The organism is Bacillus sp. 0102A (assembly GCF_036765155.1).
Taxonomy (GTDB): domain Bacteria; phylum Bacillota; class Bacilli; order Bacillales; family Bacillaceae; genus Bacillus; species Bacillus subtilis_G.
The window spans coordinates 260,373-280,631 of the sequence record NZ_JBAIZW010000004.1 but is presented as its reverse complement, the minus strand read 5'-3'; the positions used below and the strand labels follow the sequence as shown (position 1 = coordinate 280,631).

The 20,259-nt window shown below is 42.9% G+C and carries 16 protein-coding genes and 1 pseudogene; 9 read left to right on the top strand and 8 right to left on the bottom strand.

Going from position 1 to position 20,259, the window contains the following annotated elements; genetic code table 11:
• Positions 1-54 precede the first annotated feature (54 nt).
• Positions 55-1,409: pseudogene (locus V6D41_RS11955) on the top strand (sodium-dependent transporter).
• A 35-nt stretch (positions 1,410-1,444) separates the two neighbouring features.
• On the opposite strand, the gene pdxR (V6D41_RS11950) reads toward V6D41_RS11955, so the two are convergent.
• Entirely contained in the window at positions 1,445-2,848 is a 1,404-nt protein-coding gene (gene pdxR, locus V6D41_RS11950; protein WP_148964411.1) for a MocR-like pyridoxine biosynthesis transcription factor PdxR, read from the bottom strand.
• A 109-nt stretch (positions 2,849-2,957) separates the two neighbouring features.
• Here pdxR (V6D41_RS11950) and V6D41_RS11945 point away from each other — a divergent pair, with 109 nt between their 5' ends.
• Complete coding sequence (locus V6D41_RS11945) at positions 2,958-3,386, top strand: GNAT family N-acetyltransferase (protein WP_087991198.1); 429 nt, start codon at positions 2,958-2,960, stop codon at positions 3,384-3,386.
• A gap of 32 nt (positions 3,387-3,418) precedes the next feature.
• On the opposite strand, the gene V6D41_RS11940 is transcribed toward V6D41_RS11945, so the two are convergent.
• The 3 genes from V6D41_RS11940 to sigM are packed head-to-tail and all read right to left on the bottom strand — an operon-like array spanning position 3,419 to position 5,254.
• On the bottom strand, positions 3,419-3,709 hold the full coding sequence (locus tag V6D41_RS11940; protein WP_087991199.1) for an anti-sigma factor: 291 nt from the start codon (positions 3,707-3,709) through the stop codon (positions 3,419-3,421).
• The gene (locus V6D41_RS11935; protein WP_333518340.1) at positions 3,697-4,773 is read right to left on the bottom strand and encodes an anti-sigma factor; all 1,077 of its coding nucleotides are present in this window, start codon (positions 4,771-4,773) and stop codon (positions 3,697-3,699) included. The genes V6D41_RS11940 and V6D41_RS11935 overlap by 13 nt, the downstream gene beginning before the upstream one ends.
• A complete protein-coding gene (sigM, locus tag V6D41_RS11930) occupies positions 4,763-5,254 on the bottom strand; it encodes an RNA polymerase sigma factor SigM (RefSeq protein WP_087991201.1) in 492 nt (163 codons plus the stop codon). Before sigM ends, V6D41_RS11935 begins: the two co-directional genes overlap by 11 nt.
• Positions 5,255-5,448: 194 nt before the next feature.
• On the opposite strand from sigM, the gene V6D41_RS11925 reads away from it, so the two are divergent.
• The 3 genes from V6D41_RS11925 (at position 5,449) to V6D41_RS11915 (ending at position 8,406) form a co-directional block, all read left to right on the top strand.
• Positions 5,449-6,444, top strand: coding sequence for an aldo/keto reductase (locus tag V6D41_RS11925; protein ID WP_333518339.1), 996 nt, complete (start codon positions 5,449-5,451; stop codon positions 6,442-6,444).
• Positions 6,445-6,577: 133 nt separating this feature from the next.
• A complete protein-coding gene (locus V6D41_RS11920) occupies positions 6,578-7,177 on the top strand; it encodes a 1-acylglycerol-3-phosphate O-acyltransferase (protein ID WP_333518338.1) in 600 nt (199 codons plus the stop codon).
• Between the two features lie 101 nt (positions 7,178-7,278).
• Complete coding sequence (locus tag V6D41_RS11915) at positions 7,279-8,406, top strand: NAD(P)/FAD-dependent oxidoreductase (RefSeq protein ID WP_333518337.1); 1,128 nt, start codon at positions 7,279-7,281, stop codon at positions 8,404-8,406.
• Positions 8,407-8,426: 20 nt separating this feature from the next.
• On the opposite strand, the gene V6D41_RS11910 is transcribed toward V6D41_RS11915, so the two are convergent.
• The 3 genes from V6D41_RS11910 to cueR all read right to left on the bottom strand — a co-directional run bounded on the left by V6D41_RS11910 (position 8,427) and on the right by cueR (position 11,295).
• A complete protein-coding gene (locus V6D41_RS11910) occupies positions 8,427-9,326 on the bottom strand; it encodes an NAD-dependent epimerase/dehydratase family protein (protein ID WP_148964118.1) in 900 nt (299 codons plus the stop codon).
• Between the two features lie 142 nt (positions 9,327-9,468).
• Positions 9,469-10,803 carry a hemolysin family protein gene (locus tag V6D41_RS11905; protein ID WP_148964119.1) on the bottom strand — a complete coding sequence of 445 codons (1,335 nt, stop codon included), beginning with the start codon at positions 10,801-10,803 and terminating at the stop codon, positions 9,469-9,471.
• A 60-nt stretch (positions 10,804-10,863) separates the two neighbouring features.
• Positions 10,864-11,295 (bottom strand): Cu(I)-responsive transcriptional regulator, encoded by a 432-nt coding sequence (cueR, locus tag V6D41_RS11900; protein WP_289349051.1) that lies wholly within the window; start codon positions 11,293-11,295, stop codon positions 10,864-10,866.
• A gap of 850 nt (positions 11,296-12,145) precedes the next feature.
• Here cueR and fabD point away from each other — a divergent pair.
• Together fabD and V6D41_RS11890 are read left to right on the top strand one after the other, a co-directional pair.
• Positions 12,146-14,380, top strand: coding sequence for an ACP S-malonyltransferase (fabD, locus tag V6D41_RS11895; RefSeq protein ID WP_333518336.1), 2,235 nt, complete (start codon positions 12,146-12,148; stop codon positions 14,378-14,380).
• A 36-nt stretch (positions 14,381-14,416) separates the two neighbouring features.
• Entirely contained in the window at positions 14,417-15,598 is a 1,182-nt protein-coding gene (locus V6D41_RS11890; RefSeq protein WP_333518388.1) for a pyridoxal phosphate-dependent aminotransferase, read from the top strand.
• 142 nt (positions 15,599-15,740) lie between these two features.
• Here the strand turns inward: V6D41_RS11890 and pdxR (V6D41_RS11885) are convergent, their stop codons facing one another.
• Positions 15,741-17,159: a MocR-like pyridoxine biosynthesis transcription factor PdxR gene (gene pdxR, locus V6D41_RS11885; RefSeq protein WP_333518335.1), complete on the bottom strand. Its 1,419-nt coding sequence runs from the start codon at positions 17,157-17,159 to the stop codon at positions 15,741-15,743.
• A 970-nt stretch (positions 17,160-18,129) separates the two neighbouring features.
• Here pdxR (V6D41_RS11885) and loaP point away from each other — a divergent pair.
• Positions 18,130-18,672: an antiterminator LoaP gene (gene loaP / locus V6D41_RS11880; protein ID WP_333518334.1), complete on the top strand. Its 543-nt coding sequence runs from the start codon at positions 18,130-18,132 to the stop codon at positions 18,670-18,672.
• 196 nt (positions 18,673-18,868) lie between these two features.
• A complete protein-coding gene (locus V6D41_RS11875; RefSeq protein WP_333518333.1) occupies positions 18,869-20,254 on the top strand; it encodes a hemolysin family protein in 1,386 nt (461 codons plus the stop codon).
• Positions 20,255-20,259: the final 5 nt, after the last annotated feature.

Genomic DNA, 20,259 nt, shown 5'->3' with positions numbered 1-20,259 from the left:
AGAAATGAAGACAAAAATAAGAGATAATATAGGGTGGAAAGGAAGTGACGTTTATTGTCTGAGCAAAAACCAGTCCAATGGGCTTCGAAAATCGGTTTCGTCATGGCAGCCGCCGGCTCGGCTATCGGCTTGGGCGCGATTTGGAAGTTCCCTTATGTAGCAGGGACCAATGGGGGAGGCGCCTTTTTTCTTATCTTCGTGTTATTTACCATTCTCTTAGGCTATCCGCTTTTAGTAGGAGAGTTTATTTTTGGAAGACGGAACCAGATGAATGCCATTGATGCATATAAAAAAGAAGCGCCGCGAACAGCTTGGTTTCTCACGGGATGGGTCGGTGTAGCCGCATGTTTCTTAGTGCTGTCGTTTTACAGTGTAATCGGAGGGTGGATTTTGCTGTATATCGTGAAAACAGCATCTGGTTCACTTTCCGGGCTTTCTCAAGAACAGTTTGGAACCCTGTTTGCTTCTATTATTCAAAATCCGGTGAGACGCTCGCGGCTCAGTTTGTTTTTATGGTGCTGACTGTCTTGGTCGTCGCCAGAGGGGTTCAAAAAGGGATTGAACGGGTCAGCGCGGTGATCATGCCGATTTTGTTTTTATTGTTTATTCTGCTCGTTCTTCGGTCGCTCACGCTTGATGGTGCGATGGAAGGCGTAACATTTTTGCTTGTGCCTCATTTCGGCAATTTGACTCCGGAATCTATATTATTCGCGCTGGGACAGGCCTTCTTTACGTTAACACTGGGGGTTTCGGTGATGGTGACTTACAGCTCTTATTTGCCGAAAACGCAAAATGTCCCTCGTTCGGCAGCCTCCATTGTCGTGATGAATATCATTGTGACACTCTTGGCGGGTCTGGCCATTTTTCCAGCGGTTTTTTCATTCGGTTTTCAGCCAAATGAAGGTCCGACATTGCTGTTTACAGTGCTTCCGGCCGTTTTTGAACAGCTTCCGTTCGGCACGTTGTTTTTTATCGGCTTTCTCGTTGCGTTTTTATTTGCAGCCTTAACCTCAGCGTTTTCGATGGTTGAAATTATTGTCGCCACAATCGGAAAAGGGGACGAAAAGAAGAGAAAAAAACTGTCATGGACAAGCGGGCTGTTGATCTTTTTGGTCGGAATCCCTTGTTGCTTGTCTTATGGCGTATTGAGCGATGTGAACATATTCGGTAAAACGTTTTTTGATATTGCCGATTTTACTGTCAGCAATGTTTTGATGCCATTAGGCGCTTTGTTAATTTCTCTTTTTATCCCGCTCAAAATTTCGAAGCGCGAGCTTTTAGCAGAAATGAGAAACGGATCAAATGCAGGTAAAGCATTCTTTTATACATGGTTTTATTTGCTTCGTTTTATCGTACCGCTGGCCATTATTATTGTATTCTTAAATTTAATCGGGATTTTATCATTTTAAACAACAGGCTCCGTTTCCGGGGCCTGTTTTCTTATTTAATAAGACGATATCAACGGTGCCCATGCCGTTTTCAGCTTTTGGATACCGAGCCTGATGTCCTCTTCTGACAAACCGCCATAACCGATTAAAACAGAAACAAATGGCGGCTGTCCTTTATAAGAGGGGGATACGGGATAGATGGTTACGCCATTGTCGGCAGCAGCACTAATCGCTTCTTCTTCACTTGCAGGAAACAAAAGCCGCAGGAGGATATGAAGACCGGAGTTTTTTCCGAGAACCTCAACGCTGTTCCCTAGTTCAGACCGTATGGCTTCTAACAGGACAGCGTGTTTTTTTCGGTATAAGGCTCTCATTCTGTTTACATGCTTTTGCCACTCTCCGCTTTCGATGAAGTCTGCCAGTGCCATTTGAGAGTGGGAAGAGACCGTTTGTTTCATTAAGTGAGCGTTTTTTCTGACCGATTCCATGAGTAGAGGGGGCAAGATCATGTAGCTGAGCCGCAAGGAAGGCAGCAGTGACTTTGAAAAAGTGCCGAGATATATGACTCTGCCATTTGGATCAAGACCCTGCAAAGACGGAATGGGCTGGCCGCTGTAGCGAAATTCCCCATCGTAATCATCTTCTATAATGAACGAGTTTGCTTCCTTTGCCCATGCCAGGAGCTCCTGTCTTCGGGTTATCGTCATAATGCTCCCGAGCGGAAACTGATGCGAAGGAGTCGTATACACGAGAGATGGATTCTGCGCTTTAAGCTCACCCGGCAGGACGCCTTCTTCATCAGAATAAATCGGAATGACATTCATGCGATTTGCTTCAAATAATCTTCTTGAACGGTGAAAACCTGGTTCTTCAAAACCGATTTTTGTGCCGTGCTTAAGCGTAAGACAAAGAATTTGCAGAAGCACGGTCGTTCCTGCGCCAATCATGATCTGGCCGGGCTCGCAAATGACACCCCTTGACAGCCTGACGAAACGGGTAATCATGCGCCTGAGTTCAGGCTCTCCTTGAGGGTCTCCAGAGGTGTGGCCGGAATAGCGGTCCAGACTTTTTACGATACTTTTTCTCCATGCGTTAAAGGGGAAGCGGGCCGGATCAACATTGCCTTGATGAAAGTCAATGGCAGGTGCGTTCTCTTCAGGTAAGACCTTCTGCATAGACTGCTGAAAATGGTCAGGAGCCGCTGGGAAATCTGCTTCTACTCCCGCCGCGAACCAGCCGATTTTTGGTTTGCTTTTGACATAGCCCTCAGCAGTTAATTGCTCGTATGCATGTTCAATTGTTGCCGTACTGACACCGAGCAAGACAGAGAGTCTGCGTTTTGACGGAAGTTTTGTTCCTTTCGTAATTCTCGCGTGTGAAATTTCTTGTTTGAAAAAGGTATAAAGCTGCTCATACAGCGGTGTTTTGCTTTTTTTATCAAGAAACGGCGTGATATCCATCTCGAGTCTCCTTTATATCTGGCATGGTCATGTTTTTTGATATTGGCTATTTGGTAAATGCCATTTATTAGCTATGATCATTGTAACGAAAGGAAAGGGGATTGAGAAGATGATTCATATGAAACAGTTAACCACGAAAGAAGAATGGGCTGAATCGTATCCGGTTATGAGTGAATTGAGAACAGAACTGGATGAAGAAACGTATTTACAAAGGCTTGACGCCTGTGTGCAGCAAGAATCGTATATGCTGTTTGCCTTATATGAGGATACGGCAATCAGGGCGCTGTGCGGCGCGCTGCCGAGGGTTTCCATTCACAAGGGAGAGCATTTATGGATTGCGGATCTTGTGACAACCGCGCCTTGCCGATCAAAGGGATACGGCAAATTACTTTTGGATTATGCCGCAGACTGGGCAAGAAAAGCCGGACTTGGCTTTGTCAGTCTTTCATCTGGCCTTCAGCGTAAAGACGCACACCGATTTTATATAGACAAAATGGGTTTTACGATAGAAAGCTACTTGTTTAGAAAGCCGCTGTAATCAAAAAAGACGCCTCTTCAGGCGTCTTTTTTTTAAAAGCCAAACTGTAAATTAGTATCTACAGATACAATGGTATACACACAAATAATCACAAAGAGATTCAGGATGACGCCGAGCAGGCCTGGTCCGGTGCGCCCTCTCTTGATGAAGAGTTCAATTATGCCAAACGGAACGGCGGCCATGGCGAACGGAAGCATTTGATAGGAATAAATTGTGACATTGCTGATAATCGCCAAATTCAGCAAGAGCAGGGACAGAATTGCTGTCCCGACTGAAATCCAGCCGAATACATTGTGTTCTTTAAAAATTCTTACCAGTTCCATAATTCCACCTCGCCGACATTCGCTGATTTTACAGATTTGTTCTTCAGCATCCGCTGGATTTCTTTGGTTGGGCCTGTAACGACCGAACCGTATACATTGACACCGTTTTTCTCTACATAATCCAATCGTTTAACCACATTCAGATCTTTTCGTTTTGAAATAACCTGCGCCCATTTTTCGTGCTTGGACATGAATGTCAAGGCGTTGATAAACTGATCGCCATTTGACTTGCCTTTTGTATTAAGCGCAGCCAAGAACTTTGAATCTTTCCCTGGATAGCCAAGCGGCTCTGCGTATACTTTCTCATTGTTGTTGTTCTCTGTTTCAATTGCATTCCACAAAAAGCTCACATCATACCCTTTGAACTTGTTATATATTTCTTTTGTCGGGTATGCACGGTCATATGAAAGGTAGACCTCGGAAACCGTTCCTTCGGGCAATGTCTTTAACGTTTGGTCAGCTTTTGCAGTGGATTGTTCAGACGCATTTGATGGGTGTGTAAAGTAATGGCCGGTTTTATGCACTTCTAAATCATAGTAGTTAACGACAGGCGCTTTCACTTTATTATAAAACATTTCAACTCGTTCATTCCCCACTGCGACTGTCTTCGTACCGATCTGCTTTTGCAACGGGAATTCGGTATTCATGCCAAACAGCTTCACTTGGCTTTTCAGTCCGGATGTATCGACAAGAACATTTGGCATGGTCAGGGCTACAGTGACTGCCGCGGTTTCCATAAACTCATTGCCGGTGCTTTGTTTTCCTCCCATTCCGTAATAGAGGTAGCTTCCCAGCGTACAAAGCGGCAAAATCATCAAGGTCGAAATAACGGCAAGGACAGAAATTCGTAAATAAGACTTGCGTTTCCCATAGGCTAAAATCGCTTTTTGTTTTTCTGGACTGATGCTGACATCCCAATCGTTATCGTCCTCTAGCTCGCTATCAATCAGTTCCTGATACACTTCGAGCTTCTCTAGTTCTTCCTCAAATGCGGTCATTTCCCGGTCGCTCATTTCCCCATTTTTATATTGATCAAAACGCTTTTTAAATTCTTCATTCATCATTAACACCTCTATTATAAAGTGCTTTCAGCCGCTGTCTGGCGCGAAATAAAACACTTTTAAAATTCGCCTCTGAAATATTCATAATATGGGATGCTTCTTTGTAATTTAGCTCTTTTAAATAATATAGCGTTAAGGCCTCCCGATAATTATCGGGGAGCTCGGACATATAACCAGTCAACACTTCCTTTATCTCTACCTGATGGGCAGGGCTCTGAACAGCACTTTGAAAGAGGCTTCCGATTAAGTCATCAGAAATGGTTACTTCTTTCTTATGCTTTCTGACGTAATCAATGAAGGCGTTTCGCGCCACTTGAAAAAGCCAGGGCTTTACTTTGCTGTGATCATAGGAGTGAATGTGTATGTATGCCCGCATAAAGGTTTCCTGCAGCAAGTCCTCGGCAAGATGCTTGTCTTTTGTCATGGAGAGCAGGAACCTGTAAACATCATTCATGTACATTTGATAAATTTCATCGATCGTCACTGCCTTTTCTCCCCTCTATGTTATACACGCATAAGAAAGGTTTAAAGTTGCACATTACATGCAAACGGCTTTTTATACCTCATCAAACACCATTCCTATATAGTACCTAAAAATGGCCGCGAAAGATAGTACCGAGAAATGTTTAACATGTTTTCCAGTGGGGAAAAGAGAGTGAAAAAAGAAGGAGTGGCACAATGGAATATACCAGTATAGCAGACACCGGAATAAAAGCCTCCAGAATCGGCCTAGGCACATGGGCGATTGGCGGAACCATGTGGGGAGGCACTGGCGAAAAACAATCAATCAAAACCATCCGCGCCGCTCTTGATCAGGGGATCACACTGATTGACACCGCTCCGGCCTACGGCTTCGGGCAGTCCGAGGAAACTGTAGGGAAGGCGATCAAGGAGCACGGCAAAAGAGATCAGGTGATTCTCGCAACGAAAACGGCTCTGGACTGGAAGAACAACCAGCTGTTCCGCCATGCGAACAGAGCGAGAATCATAGAGGAAGTCGACGCTTCTTTGAAACGGCTTCAAACGGATTATATTGATCTTTATCAGGTGCATTGGCCCGATCCGCTTGTGCCAATTGAAGAAACGGCGGAAGTCATGAAGGAATTATATGATGCCGGCAAAATCCGGGCGATTGGCGTCAGTAACTTTTCAGTTGAACAAATGGATACATTTCGCGCCATTGCACCGCTTCAAACGATTCAGCCTCCATATAATCTGTTTGAAAGAGAAATTGAAGAGAATGTTCTTCCATATGCGAAAGACAAACAGATCACAACGTTATTATACGGCAGTTTATGCAGAGGGCTGCTAACAGGTAAAATGACCGAAGAGTACACGTTTGAGGGCGACGATCTGCGAAATCATGATCCAAAATTCCAGCAGCCCCGTTTTAAAGAGTATCTTTCTGCTGTTCATCAGTTGGATGAGCTGGCGAAGACACGTTATGGAAAATCAGTGATTCACTTGGCCGTCAGATGGATCTTAGATCAGCCGGGAGCGGATATCGCTCTTTGGGGGGCGAGAAAGCCTGAGCAGGTTGATGCGGTATCGGAGATTACAGGCTGGAAGCTGAGCAGTGAAGATCATAAAGACATCAATACGATATTGGAAAATACGATTTCAGCCCCGGTTGGGCCCGAGTTTATGGCACCCCCGACCAGGGAGGAAATATAACAAAAGCTGAGGGCGATCCTCAGCTTTTTGGCGTTTTAACCAGAGAAATCTTAAAAATTAGTACCAGGTAATAAAAAATATTGTTATAATAGATAGCAGAAAGAATCATTGATTACGACAAAGGAAGTGCGATATGTATAAGTTTTGTGCAAATGCTTTAAAAGTTATTCTTTCTCTTCGCGGAGGAGTGAAGGTGTATAACAAAGAAAACCTTCCGGCCGATTCAGGTTTTGTCATCGCGTGTACACACTCCGGCTGGGTTGATGTGATCACACTCGGAGTCGGGATTCTTCCTTATCAAATACACTACATGGCGAAAAAAGAGCTTTTTCAAAATAAATGGATCGGTTCGTTCTTGAAGAACATTAATGCCTTTCCGGTAGATCGTGAAAATCCCGGACCAAGCAGTATTAAAACCCCGATTAAGCTGTTGAAAGAAGGAGAGATCGTCGGTATCTTCCCGAGCGGAACAAGGACCTCTGAGGACGTGCCTTTAAAAAGAGGCGCGGTGACAATTGCCCAAATGGGGAAAGCGCCGCTCGTTCCCGCTGCATATAAAGGGCCTTCAAGCGGAAAGGGATTATTCAAAAAAGAAAAAATGAAGCTCATTATCGGTGAGCCGCTTCAGCAGGCTGATTTTGCCCACCTGCCGTCAAAAGAAAGACTTGCAGCCATGACAGAGGCTTTAAATAACAGTATTAAAGAGCTTGAAAACAAGCTGGAACAGCTATAATCCACCAGTGCCCGCACTCACCGAATTCCCGATTGTTTATAAGTTCCTTGGCAATTAGCTATACTATATAAGGAATTAATTATTGGGAAAGGTTACGGAAAATGATGAAAATTATCGTAGTAGGGGCTGGAATTCTAGGAGCGTCAACAGCGTATCAGTTAGCCAAAATGGGGGCTGAGGTTCTTGTCATAGATCGGAAAGATAAGGGACAGGCCACCCATGCAGCGAAAGGCATTATTTGTCCATGGCTGTCACCGAGGCGGAATCAGGCGTGGTATAAACTGGCAAAGGCAGGAGCGCACTTTTACCCCTGTTTCATAGAGGAGCTTAGAAAAGCAGGCGAGATAGAAACGGGTTATGCTCCGGTTGGTGCTCTTAGTATTCATCACGAGAAAGAAAAGATTGAAAAGATTGAAAAACGGGTGCAAGAACGCAAACAAGACGCCCCGGAAATCGGAGACATTTCTTTTCTATCTGAATTCAAAACCGCCGGCATGTTTCCATTGCTGGCTAAACGGTACCATTCAATTCATATAAGCGGAGCCGCCCGAGTGGATGGCGAGATGCTGAGAGATGCATTATTGCGTGCTGCTCAAAGAATGGGCGCCGTTTATTTAACAGGCGATGCCAAGCTTCAATATCATTCGAAACGAGTGACAGGCGTAACCGTCGGTGATGAATGTTATTCTGCTGACAAGGTAATTGTTTGTGCCGGTGTATGGGCAGACCAATTGCTGGCGCCTTTAGGTATTCGCTTCAAAGTAAGCGTGCAAAAAGCGCAGATCATATATGTACAGGTTCCTGACGCAAACCATATGGACAGTTGGCCTGCTGTCATGCCGCCTTCTAAGGAATATCTGTTAGCTTATGCTGACAAGAGAATGGCCATCGGAGCGACTCGTGAAGATGATATAGAAGGTCGTGATGAACGGATAACGGCAGGCGGGCTGCAGGAATTGTTGAACAAAGGATTGGAAATGGCTCCTAGTTTAGCAAACAGCACCTTTCAAGAAGCAAGAGTCGGTTTGCGCCCGATTACACCAGGGGATGTGCCGGTGATCGGACCTCTTCCCGGCTGGGAGGGGATCATAGCGGCAAATGGCCTTGGATCGTCCGGTTTGACAATGGGGCCTTATATGGGACAACAGCTGGCGAAGCTGGCTCTTAAAATGGACGTAGACATCGATTTAGAAGAATATGATATAAAAAAAGCAGCAGAAGTTCAATGAACATCCGCTGCTTTTTTGTTTTATATTTTGGATAATGAAAGCTGGTCCTCTGGCAGTGCTTTGAGTGAGCCGTCATTGTTTAATACAGAACGCCATGTATAACGGGGTTCATAACCAAGGGTCTTTTTCGCTTTATCGATCGCCATCAGTGTTTCATATCCTTTTATATCTCGCTTTAAAGAGACTTCTGGGAAAAATCGTTTTACCAAGTCTTCACTCGGTTCTTTCATGATGGTATCCGGCGCCGTAATGTGGAAGACCTCATTGCCGATATTGTTTTTTTCGATTGCAAGCAGGCAAGCGTGCGCAGCGTCTCTCACATCGCAATACGCCCATGCATTTTTCTTTTGGATATCCTTTTGCTTTTCGTTCCAATGCATGCCTGGAATTTTTTCATACTCATCAGGTTCATATATATTTGCAAAGCGGAGGGTGACAATTTGTGTATTCATCAGCTTTGAAAACATATCTGAAAGGATCTCGGTTAGACGCTTTGCCATTGCATAAGACGATTTTACGATGGTCGGATGCTCTTCGTCTACAGGAAGGTAGCTGAGCTCTTTCGGCACAAACGGATATCCCAGCACCGTCTCGCTCGAAGCCCATACAAGCTTACGCACTTTAAAATCTTTACAAGCCTCCAAAATATTGAAGTTGACAAGCATATTATTTTCAAATATCGCCTGAGAGGGATTTCTGACATCGGTCGGAATATTCCCAAGATGGACCACAGCGTCACAGCCCATAATAAGCTGGCATACTTGGCCGTAATCCCGCAAATCGGCTTGGATAAATGTTTTTGATGCTGATTCCTCTGTTAATACTCTATCTGACGCTGTTACATCGTGGCCGGCCTCCAATATTGTTCTTACGGCCCACCGTCCTATTTTACCTGCTGCTCCAGTTACCACTACTTTCATCATTTCACTCCTTTTTCTTGTTTTTAAATGAGATCCAGTCCCCTGATTAGAATTCCCGAGGATTCAGTTTTTATAAAAGAATAGGGAGGTTAGAAACAAAACATAATAAAAAAGACACCTCAATAAAAGGTGTCTTTTTATATTATGCTTCTTTCGGTTCTCCAGCTTCAACCAGCTCTTCTGCCGCGAGTTTTTTGACTTCAATATAAGCGACGTGGTGGCCGTCGATTTCGTTAATGATAAATTCGCAGCCTTCTTCGATGATAGAATCATCTTTTTCAACATCGTATTTTTGGGTAAGGAACCAGCCGCCGATCGTATCGACTTCTTCGTTCTCTAAATGAATGCCGAACAGGTCGTTTACTTGATCGATTAACACTTTTCCGTCAAGAATATAATGGCCTTCGCCGATTTTGCGGATTTCGTTAATTTCATCAATATCAAATTCATCGCGGATTTCGCCGACAATTTCTTCGATGATGTCTTCAACCGTCACAAGGCCGGCCGTACCGCCGTATTCATCAGACAGGATGGCCATGTGGACTCTGTCTTTTTGCATTTTGACAAGCAGGTCTTGGATCGGCGCGGATTCAATGACATGAATGATCGGGTTGACGAATTGAGAAATGGTGGAATCAACAGATACCTCGCCGCTGATGCAGGCGGTCAGCACTTCTTTAATATTAATAACCCCGATAATGTTATCTTTATCGCCCTCTTCTACAGGATAGCGGGTATATTTTTCGATCTGAATGATGTCCATCATTTCAGAAATCTTGATATCATGCGGAAGGCTGACAATTTCAGTCCGCGGAATCATAATTTCTTTCGCCAGCCTGTCGTCAAATTCAAAGATTTTATTCACATATTTAAACTCTGACTGGTTAATTTCACCGCTTTTATAGCTTTCAGACAGAATGATTCGCAACTCTTCTTCAGAGTGAGCCAGTTCGTTTTCTGAAACGGTCTCCAGGCCAAATGCTTTTGTCAATAACCGAGCGGAATTGTTCAAAAGCCAAATGAACGGGAACATGATGCGGTAAAACCAAATCAGCGGTTTCGCAAACAGCATAGACACTGCTTCCGCCTTTTGGATGGCGACTGTCTTAGGCGCAAGTTCTCCGACAACAACGTGCAGGAACGTGATAATGGCATACGCAAAAATAAACGATATGACATGTGAAAGGGAACCTGGCACATTCAATTGTATGAAAAGCGGGTGAAGCATCCTTTCAATTGTGGACTCGCCTAAAACCCCTAATCCAATGGAAGTCAATGTAATTCCGAGCTGACACGCAGATAAATATTCATCAAGATGCGTAGTCACTTTTTTTGCGGCTATTGCTGCTTTATTTCCTTCCGCGATCAGCTGATCGATTCGTGAGCCCCTGATTCTGATAATGGCAAACTCAGAGGCCACGAAAAATGCCGTCAGGGCGATTAAAACAGCAACTAAAATCAAATTCACTATGTCCAATTAGAACCTTCACTCTAGAATTGAGAATGAAGGTAACACCTCCTGTTAGATAAAATGGTTTTAACTTAACAGCAGCATAAATGATTGGAACACGGCGAGCTTTTCGGGTGGGAGCTTGTTTTTCAGCTTGTCACGATCCTCGGGCTTCAGCCGTTCAAACCGATGCAAGATTCCGGAGATATTTTGATTCATATGATCAATTTCTAATGCCAGTTTACCAATTTCATCATCAAGTTTAGCTGAAGAGGGAAACTGGTTCTCCAGTCGATCTTTAATATCGGACAGGGCCAATCGCTGCTTCTTGCAATCTACAATAAATATGAGTCGTTTAAGTGCATTTTCATCGTAGTAACGGTAATTTGAACAGGATCTGGCCGGCGTAAGCAGACCGATATTCGTATAATAATCAACTGTTCGTTTCGTTACTCCGGCAAGTTTTGCTAGTTCACTGATGCGATAAGTCTCAGCCCCATCTATATCCCTCCCAACCATCACGTTATAGTTATGAGAATAGTTTAATATATGAACGGTGTCTTGCACAAGTTTATTGTTTTTGATGAGTTCGCGAAGCTAATTTATGCAAGAATATAAATTTAGTGTGTTTTTTGAAAATATCATATAAAAGCATTGACTAAATGATACATATTTTGCATAATCAAGTGTGATACAGAACGAAACTGAAAAAGAAATAAGGGAAGCCATTCGATGTTGCGGCACGAGGGTGGAACATAGGGAACATAAGCAGAGATCAAGGGAAATGGAAACAATCTCACAAGATTTCACCAGGTTAATATCCTGGCGTGCTTAGCATTGATCTTGCGAACTTTATGATATACAATTTTTTATAGCTGTATATTTTATTATGTTGTTTTTATTTTTCTGAATATTGCGATTTTATTCCTTTGCACATAAAGGAATAAATGCTGAATGACCGCACTGTATTTATTTAGGTTTCTAATCAAGGCTCTCGTACTATCAGATGGATATAGATTTGCAATTCTGTTTACTGAGCTGGACGATAGGAGAGAAGAGAGTTCAGCGATGGTGCGGCTTGGAATTTGCGGTTTTGGCGGTTTGGCAGCCCTTTGCAAATGCTTCTTTAGTAATTCTCTTGGAAATGTATTACAGGAATTAACCTTTTATCAAGCTGTCTGTGACCAGCCTCATGTCCGCTTCGCAGATGAAATCATTGACTGTCGATTGAGAGTAATTAATGGTTTACATATATGTATGTCGAAATTAATCTTTTATGGTCTTCGGATAATTTCGCCACAAGAAATATTGGTCTCGCTCTGCTGTGGAATAATCAGACTTATTACAAAACAGAAAGGAAGACAAGAGATTGAAAGCATATGTTTTTCCGGGTCAAGGCTCTCAATATAAGGGAATGGGCAGCAACCTATTTGATGAGTTTTCAAACCTGACAAAACTATCAGATAATATTTTGGGATATTCAATTAAGAATTTATGTTTACATGATGAAAACCAAAAACTAAAACAAACTGAATATACTCAGCCGGCCCTTTTTGTTGTGAATGCATTATGCTATTTAAACAAGGTCAATAAAACAGGAAAAATGCCTGATTTTGTGGCTGGACATAGCCTTGGCGAGTATAACGCTTTGTTTGCCGCAGGTGTATTTGATTTTGAAACTGGATTGCGGCTTGTCAAAAAAAGAGGAGAACTGATGGGCAAGGCCGTTAACGGAGGTATGGCTGCGGTCATCGGTTTTTCTGTCCAAAAGATTAAGCACCTATTAAAAGAAAATAACCTGCCGGTTGATATTGCTAATGACAATTCACCGACACAAATTGTGATTTCTGGTTTGGAATCGGATATCCTGCAGGCGCAGCCTATTTTTGAAAAAGCAGGCGCAGCTGCTTTTATCCCGTTAAAGGTAAGCGGAGCATTTCATTCCCGTCATATGGCGGATGCGAAAAGAGAGTTTTCCAACTTTCTAGAAGGCATACAACTAAAGACTCCAAAAATTCCTGTTATTTCAAATGTTGAAGGAATGCCTTATGTCCGAGATGACATCAAAAAGAATATTACCATGCAAATTACCCATCAAGTCAAATGGACAGACAGCATAAGGTACTTGTCAGCAATTGGGGTGCAGTCCATTGAGGAAGTGGGTCCAGGTAATGTGCTCACGAAGCTGACGCAAAAAATTCAAAAAGAAGCAGAGCCTCTTCAGCTGAATCATAGGAAAGAACAGTCTGAGCCCGTCACAAAGATTACACCGAAGGCTCTTGGCAGCAATGCATTTAAAGAAGAATACGGCTTACAATATGCATATGTGACAGGTTCTATGTATAAAGGGATTGCGTCGGAACAAATGGTGGTACAAGTCGGAAAAGCGGGGATGCTTGGGTTTTATGGAACGGGAGGCATGAAAATTGAATCAATTGAACGAGCCATTCAATGTATCCAACGCGAACTGACAAATGCTGAATCTTTCGGCATGAACTTACTGTGCAGTCCGGATAAGCCTTATATAGAGGAAGAAAGGATAAAATTGTATTTGCAGTATGGGATAAACATTATTGAAGCAGCCGCCTATATCAGCTTAACCGCTCCGCTCGTGATGTATAGGGCTCGGGGTGCCAAACGAAATCAGAATGGAAAGGTTGAAGCGAAAAACCGGATTTTTGCGAAGGTCTCTCGGCCTGAGGTGGCAGAAGTTTTCCTGCGACCTGCCCCGAATCATTTATTAGAGCAGTTAACTAGAGAGGGGAAAATCTCTCAGGAACAGGCCGAATTAATGAGAGAAATTCCGATGGCTGATAATATAACTGTTGAGGCTGATTCAGGCGGACATACGGACAATGGTTCTGCGTACACTCTCATGCCAGCTATGATTAAGTTGCGGGATAAGATTCATGCTGAATACCGCTATCCCAAAAAAGTACGAATCGGCTCAGCGGGGGGGGTTGGAACGCCAGAAGCGGCTGCTGCTGCATTTATGCTCGGCGCTGATTATATTGTGACAGGCTCCATTAACCAGTGTACTGTGGAAGCCGGGACAAGCGATGCCGTAAAGGATTTGCTTCAGCTCGCGAATGTACAAGATACCGATTATGCTCCAGCTGGAGATATGTTTGAAATCGGGGCCAAAGTCCAAGTACTCAAAAAAGGATTATTTTTTTCTGTCAGAGCTAATAAGCTTTATGACTTGTATCGGAATTATAAATCAATAGATGAAATAGATAAAAAAACGAGAAAAATGGTAGAAGATAAATATTTTCACCAGACATTTAAAGAAGTTTATTCAGACATAAAAAAATATAGGTCTCCGTATGAGATAGAAAGAGCGGAACGTCAGCCAAAATACAAAATGGCACTTATCTTTAAATGGTATTTCGGAAACGCAACGCGGCTTGCACTAATTGGGGATGAAGAGCAAAAAGTAAACTATCAGATTCACTGTGGTCCTGCTCTCGGCGCTTTTAACCAATGGGTCAAAGGATCAGAACTGGAAAATTGGAGAAACCGCCACGTCCATAAAATTGGAAAAAAATTAATAACGGAAACTGCCGATTTATTGAATCAGCGTTATCTCGCGATGGTCAATTAAAGATAGAATTTTAATTTTTAAGTGCGGAAGGGACAGATAAAATTGGCTGGGTTATCCCGGGAAATTGAAGAAAACTTAAATAAAGGATCATGGATCCGCAAGCTGTTTGATGAAGGCGCAAGGCTGAAGAAAGAGTTCGGGGATGACCAGGTATTTGATTTTTCAATCGGAAATCCGGTTGTTGAACCGCCTGAAGCTTTTAAGAGAGAATTAATAGAGGAAGCTGCCAAAGGCAATCACGGATACATACAAAATCAAGGGCTTCCGGCAGCAAGAGAAAAAGTAGCGCAATTTTTAGGGGCCCGTTTTGAATCCGAGTTCTCGGCGGAACGCGTCGTCATGACGGTAGGCGCAGGCGGTGCATTGAATGTCGCGTTAAAAAGTATCGTAAACCCGGGTGAAGAGGTTATTATTCTCGCACCTTATTTTGCCGAGTATAAATTGTATATTGAGAACTACGGGGGAAAAGCTGTAAGCTGCCCGTTGACGTCCCGGTTTGAGATTGATATTGAGGCGGTGAGACAATCGATTACCTCAAAGACGAAAGGGCTGATCCTCAATACACCTCATAACCCGACAGGCACTGTTCTCAGCCAGAAAAATATAGATGATTTAGGCGCTTTATTAAAAGAAATAGAAGAGAAGAGCGGACAGACGATTTATGTGCTGTTTGATGAACCGTACAGTCAATTAATCTATGATGAAGAGCTGGCAAATCCTTTTCAGTCGTATCATCGTGTGATTTTGGCGAGCTCATTCAGTAAGGATCTCGGCATAGCCGGAGAGCGGCTCGGGTATATCGGATTAGACAGCAAGCTGCCGGATGCCGCCCTGTTGATCAACGCTATTGTGTTCTGTAATCGAACGCTTGGATTTGTGAATGCGCCTGTCATGATGCAGCGGGCTGTGGCAAGAATGGATGATTTAAGAGTAGACGCAAGCGCTTATAAAGAGCGCAGGGATTTAATGGTCGGCATTTTAAAGGAAGCAGGTTTTGAATTTGAAATGCCGAAGGGCGGTTTCTTCATATTTCCGAAATCGCCAATTGAAGATGAGGTCGCATTTTGCGTGCATGCCGCCCAAAAATACAAATTATTAATCGTGCCGAGCAGCGGCTTTGGAATGAAAGGGCACTTCCGTTTATCCTTCAGTGTGCCGATAGAACAGATTAAAAACTCACGGGATATCTTTATTGCCTTATATAAAGATTTTGTGTAAAGAGTGAAGCAAGTGGAGCCTTAAAGGGAGCGTGCCTGTCATATATTTGTTTCCTCGATACAACTGGCTGATGAGATTTGAAGAAGATATCCAACACATGAATAAGCTAGCTAGAAAGCTAACAGTGCGTGCTGTTAGCTTTTTATATTTGTTTGATTCTCCAAGCCTTTGCCAGCTTTTTTATACCGTGCTTTATCGTTTCTTCAGATAATGCACCAAATCCTAGCAGAACGGCAGCGGGTGATGCCGATGACGGTTCCAGATGATAAATGGATGATGGGTACACGTTGATGCCCTCTTTTTTCGCGGCAAGAATCAATTCATTTTCAGTCATACCATTCTTTACTTTCAACAAAATATGTAAGCCTGACCCCTGCCCGGAAATGTCTGCTTGATCCTGAAAGAAATAATTTACCGCATCAACTAAAATATCATGTTTCTTTTGGTATAAATGTCGCATTTTCCGCATGTGCCTTGCAAAATCATTTGATTCCATAAACAATTGGAGTGTCTTTTGCAATATAGGGGACACAATCTGATTATAGCTGTGTGTCTGCTGCTGAAAGCGGTGAAACAAAGAGCGGGGTAGGATGAGATAACTGATTCTGAAAGAAGGTGACAAAATCCTCGAGAAAGTACCGGTATAAATCACCCTATCATGCTTATCTAGACTTTGGAGCGCCGGGAGCGGACGTCCGTTAAAACGGAATTCGCTGTCATAGTCATTTTCGATTATGTAAGCGTTTTTTTCATAAGCCCACTGCAGCAACTCCATTCGCTTTTTAATCGAAAACGTCATACCAAAAGGAAATTGATGAGAGGGGGTTACATAAACGGCTTGAGCCTGGCTATTATATAAATCTTCCATACTAATGCCATCAGACTCCAGAGTTATTGAGCGGTAGCTGAAGGATGAGTATTGTTCGAATATTGCTTTTACTCCAATGTTCACAGCTTCTTCAGTACCTACTATTTTGACATCATCCTTCAGTAGATGAAACAAAAGCTGAAGTGAATGATAAGTTCCTGCACTGATTATAATTTGATCTGGTGAACAGCACACCCCCCGTACTTGATGCAAGTATGAAGCAACTTCCTTTCGTAAGCCATATTCACCCTGCAAGTCTGGGTTTTTTTGGAGCAGATGAAGGTTTTCAGACGTTAAATATAAACTGCTCCATTTTTTCCATTTTTTAAAAGGAAAATGATAGAGATCGACATGGTCATAATGAAAGTCGAAACTCGCAATTTGATTTTTGGGATTCTCTTCTTTGGGTTCTCTGGAAGCTTCAGTTTGCAAATCCGATATGTTTTCCGGTGAAACAGCGTAAAAACCGCTTCTAGGCTTGCTTCTGATGAATCCCTCTTCTAGCAATAGTTCATAGGCATCAGCGATAGGCGTTCTGCTGATTTTTAAATATACTGATAGATTTCTGATTGATGGAAGCCTTGTATCCTGTTTGATTCTCCCCGATATGATTTCCTCGCGTATGTATTGGTACAGTTGTATGTACAAAGGGATATTCGATTTTTCATTCAGTAGCGGCATGAGTTCAATCACTGATAGTACTCCTTTATTAATAAACTGACATCCAAAAGTAAGCAAAAACTGACCATTTAACATTTTCTGAAATTTTGATACGGTAATCATAACATTTTTTCAAACTTATGTATATAATTGCTAGATTTTAATAGTTAAGGATTGTAAGACATGTCTGTCACTTTACCTCATATCAAACTGACGACCCGTATCTGCAAGCCAGCCCATAAAAGGTAGCGCCATCAAGCTGAATCTGAGTAAAAATTCATATCCGCATCCAGTTTTAGTCAGGGAAGTACTGAGAAGAGAACATGCGATTATATCCGACATCAAATGTTCCGACAGTGCTCCTGCAGCCATCTTCAGAAGCAGAAAGACTGGCCCGTATGTTCTCCGGACTCGTCTTCATAGATGAAGTTTATAAGGATTTTGCAGTTTCAAATACATCAGAGATACCTTTGATTTAAGATATGACAATATGATAGTGGTGTGAACAGTTCTAATACTTTTTCATTTTGTGGTGCCCGTGCTGGGCCGCTGTTTTGCTGATAAAGAACTTATCCAGAAATTGATGAGGGTTATGATAATATACGTAAACTGGCTCAGGCAAAAGCTGGCGCTGGCAGCACTGTGTGATCAGGAGGATCTTAAAGCTTAGATCGTGGGATCAGAAGCACACGCCGCTGCTTAACGGAAAAATAAAAAAACATCGGCTTTGTGTTCTACCATCGCAGACGAATTTTGTTTTATGCATTCTCCCTCCCCGATGGTATAAAGGCGGAACAATTGAATTAAAATCTGCTTGAAAACGAATCCATGTCCGGTACCTCAGTGAAAATTTTTGTTGAAAAACAAGGCTGCGCATCTAGATTGGGACAGATTAAATCCAGATGCTGTGCACAGTAATCGAGCAGCTGCTGTTTTGCCGATCAAAGAGATGGCGCCGACATTAAAATGAGATATTTCTATTTTACTTGGAGGATAATATCAAATGAACTGGTATGCAATCTTTGTTGAAAGCGGAAAAGAAGAAATTGTCCAAAAGTATTTGAACATGTATTTTGATACGGATACACTTTATTCAATGGTCCCGAGAAGGGTTGTGCCCGAACGGAGAAAAGGGAAAATTTATCATGTCATGAAAACATTATTTCCGGGCTACGTACTTATCAAAACAAGGATGAATGGCAACATGTTACATAAAATTCGTTCAATTCCTGACTTCTATCGATTTGTAAATAATGGCAGCTGTTACACTAAAGAAACCGGGGAATATTATTGTCAAATAAGAGAAGAGGAAATGAGCGTTTTATTTAAATTGATAGAAAAAGGCGACATTATCAGTTATTCGAAGATTAAAATAGAGGAATCCAAAGTTTATGTGGTCTCAGGACCTCTTCACGGGCTGGAAGGCACCATTAAAAAAATTGATAAACGCAAAAAAAGAGCAAAAGTCCAGCTAAATTTGCTCGGTAAAGAACAAACGGTAGAACTCGGGATTGAACTGAGCGTTAATGATTCCGTCCGCTCCTAAAAGTCTAAAAATTAAAAATCATTTTTGGAATGAGTTGTGTTACAATAAAATATACAATTTATAATCAAACTTTGACTTGGAGGTGGTATGATGGGGCCCTCTGCTTAGGCAACAATACACCGCGTACCTCAATGTTAAGGAAAAATGATTATATCAGGAGGTGACTCCTTATCCTTGTATGAGAGGATAAGGTTAAATGGACGATATTGACAGTCTGATTTTAATTGGTGTGCTCATTGCTTTAACCGCGTTTTTCGTTGCGAGCGAGTTTGCGATTGTTAGAGTAAGGAGATCCAAAATTGATCAGCTTATAACGGAAGGAAACAAACGGGCGATACTCGCAAAGCGTGTCATTACAGATTTGGATGAATATTTATCTGCATCCCAGCTGGGCATTACATTGACATCAATCGGGCTCGGTGTACTGGGGGAGCCGGCATTTGAGCGGCTGCTGCATCCATTGTTTGAACCGCTCGGCCTGCCGGAATCGGTTTCTCATGCGGTCTCTTTTGCGGTCGCGTACGGTTTGATCACGTTTCTGCACGTTGTAGTAGGTGAACTGGCCCCGAAAACGGTCGCGATCCAAAAGGCAGAACAGCTGACCTTGCTGATAGCGGGTCCATTGCGTTTATTCTATTTGCTCCTGTTTCCGTTTATTTGGATCCTCAATGGATCTGCGCGGCTTTTATGCGGCTTGTTCGGTTTAAAGCCTGCGTCAGAACATGATGGTTCCCATTCTGAGGAAGAACTCAGAATGCTGTTGTCTGAGAGTTTAAAAAACGGAGAGATTAATCCGTCTGAATATAAATATGTAAATAAGATTTTTGAATTTGATAATCGGATCGCCAAAGAAATTATGATACCGCGGAAGGAAATGGCCGCTGTGTCAACAGAGATGACGATGGCCGAGATGCTTGAAGTCATGCTGAAGGATAAATACACACGCTGGCCTGTGACAGACGGGGACAAAGACAGTGTCATCGGTTTGGTCAATACGAAGCATTTGTTTTCTGATTTGTTGTTTATGACAGAAGAGGAACGAATGAAGATGACGATCCATCCGTATGTGCGGCCGGTAATCGAAGTGATTGAAACCATCCCGGTTCATGACTTGCTGATTAAAATGCAGCGCGAACGCATTCATATGGCCATATTGTCCGATGAATACGGAGGAACCTCGGGACTTGTGACGACAGAGGATATTCTTGAGGAAATTGTCGGCGAGATCAGAGATGAATTTGATGAGGATGAACAGCCGCTGATCCAACATCTTGGCGACCGCCATTATGTCATGGATGGAAAGGTTCGGATCGATCAGGTGAACAGCCTTCTTGATGCATCGATTCAAGAAGACGTCGATACGATCGGCGGGCTGATATTAAAAGAAAACATCGATGTTGAGGCTGGTGAATCCATCCGCATCGGTTCATACACGATAAAGGTGCTGAAGATGGACGGCCGATTAATCAAGCAAATTGAGATCAAAAAAGAAGCTGGCAGCACAACCGGGGTTACGGCGCACCACACGATGCCGTTGCCTGAGCCTGTGATGCTGAACAGTGCGACCTTGAGCGAGAAATAAGCTCA

What these genes read in the sequence shown, in the direction of transcription:
- pdxR (WP_148964411.1), bottom strand. Translation starts at nt 2,848, where the DNA reads ATGGATATCACGCCGTTTCTTGATAAAAAAAGCAAAACACCGCTGTAT.
- V6D41_RS11945 (WP_087991198.1), top strand. Translation starts at nt 2,958, where the DNA reads ATGATTCATATGAAACAGTTAACCACGAAAGAAGAATGGGCTGAATCG.
- V6D41_RS11940 (WP_087991199.1), bottom strand. Translation starts at nt 3,709, where the DNA reads ATGGAACTGGTAAGAATTTTTAAAGAACACAATGTATTCGGCTGGATT.
- V6D41_RS11935 (WP_333518340.1), bottom strand. Translation starts at nt 4,773, where the DNA reads ATGATGAATGAAGAATTTAAAAAGCGTTTTGATCAATATAAAAATGGG.
- V6D41_RS11925 (WP_333518339.1), top strand. Translation starts at nt 5,449, where the DNA reads ATGGAATATACCAGTATAGCAGACACCGGAATAAAAGCCTCCAGAATC.
- V6D41_RS11920 (WP_333518338.1), top strand. Translation starts at nt 6,578, where the DNA reads ATGTATAAGTTTTGTGCAAATGCTTTAAAAGTTATTCTTTCTCTTCGC.
- V6D41_RS11915 (WP_333518337.1), top strand. Translation starts at nt 7,279, where the DNA reads ATGATGAAAATTATCGTAGTAGGGGCTGGAATTCTAGGAGCGTCAACA.
- V6D41_RS11910 (WP_148964118.1), bottom strand. Translation starts at nt 9,326, where the DNA reads ATGAAAGTAGTGGTAACTGGAGCAGCAGGTAAAATAGGACGGTGGGCC.
- cueR (WP_289349051.1), bottom strand. Translation starts at nt 11,295, where the DNA reads ATGGTTGGGAGGGATATAGATGGGGCTGAGACTTATCGCATCAGTGAA.
- loaP (WP_333518334.1), top strand. Translation starts at nt 18,130, where the DNA reads ATGAACTGGTATGCAATCTTTGTTGAAAGCGGAAAAGAAGAAATTGTC.
- V6D41_RS11875 (WP_333518333.1), top strand. Translation starts at nt 18,869, where the DNA reads ATGGACGATATTGACAGTCTGATTTTAATTGGTGTGCTCATTGCTTTA.